Annotated in this window: 2 protein-coding genes; one reads left to right on the top strand and one right to left on the bottom strand. The window is 65.2% G+C overall.

Features of this window, described 5'->3' with window-relative positions:
- Window positions 1-496 (top strand): PucR family transcriptional regulator (locus tag AC0B9F_RS38260; RefSeq protein WP_472010438.1); only part of this gene is annotated, 496 nt, incomplete at its 5' end.
- Here AC0B9F_RS38260 and AC0B9F_RS38255 read toward each other — a convergent pair.
- Window positions 473-1,200: hypothetical protein (locus AC0B9F_RS38255; protein WP_472010436.1), on the bottom strand; the 728-nt coding region annotated here is incomplete at its 5' end. The genes AC0B9F_RS38260 and AC0B9F_RS38255 overlap by 24 nt on opposite strands.

The following is a 1,200-nucleotide window of genomic DNA, read 5'->3' as shown; positions in this document are numbered from 1 at the left end:
ACTCCTTCGCGGAACCGACACGATCGACACGGCCAAAACGCTACTGGCGCAGCTCTCCCCCACCGAAGCGAAAGCTGTGCGTGCCGGAATCAGCACCCCTCACCGCCTTCTCGACGCACCCCGCGCACTCGTCCAGGCCCGCGCCGCGGCCAACCTCACGACGGCTACGGCGCGTATTCTCGAGTTCGACGCTCTGAGTGGTTCGACGATTCTGGCATCCGAGTCTGCCCGTGAGGCACTGATCGCAATGGCTGCGGACACCATCCCGGTGTTGACGGAACACGACCAGGCACACGGAACCGCACTGGCCGCGTCTTTGCGCGCCTATCTCGAGGCAAACGGCCAATGGGAATCGGCCGCAGCCGAACTCGGTGTTCATCGGCACACCCTCCGAGGTCGCATCGCACGCATCGAGGAACTGCTGCAATGCGACCTCGGGCAGGCCAGGGTCAGAGCCGAACTGCTGCTATCGCTACTCGCCTGGGAGGGCCGCTGAACCCTCCGCGGCGTCTACCGAAGCGAAACTGGACGCACCGCGAACGAGTAGTTCGAGTTCGGCGTCGACCGTGCAGAGACGGGCGGTGTCCAGCGCTCCACTGCGGCTCACACTCGACATCAAAGCCGTGAACCGGCGCACCGCTTGCGGATTGGCGGCGGTCCACAGCTCGACGACCTCCGGAATACCTTCTCCGAGCGCTCCGGACACGAGGTCTGCGAAACGCGCCGTCAACCTGGCGTGGACGGCAGCGCTGCCCATGACCTCCCAATGCGAGGCACCGACGGCGACGTCGACGCCGCCGAGAACATCGCCCAGGTCGAGAGCGTCGGAGAGTTCCCGATAGATCGCGGCTGCGGCCGCGGCCGTCGTATTCTCCTGCAGTGCAATGTCTGCCAGGGCGAGTGCTCCGAAAGACGCCTCGATGCGCTCGCTTGCCGACAAACCGTCGGTGAGTTCCCGCACCGGGGCTGCCCATCGATCGATGTCGGCGCGCGGGTTCACGGTGAAGCGTCCGGCAGCGCCCGGGCGGCGCAACACCCAGCTCATCTCGGATTCCAACAGCTGCTGCAAGCGATCGAGAGCCTTCAGCTGTTCGGTGGCACTGAGATCGGAGTTCAGGATTTCACGTCGAAGGTCCTCCGTTCCAAGCACTTCGCTGACTACGGCGTAGGCCAGAGCCGCTTCCGGACTGCGAACTCCGA

The organism is Streptomyces sp. NPDC097129, assembly GCF_055668065.1.
Note: the sequence above shows the minus strand (reverse complement) of the source record. Positions and strands in the feature narration are given on the sequence as shown.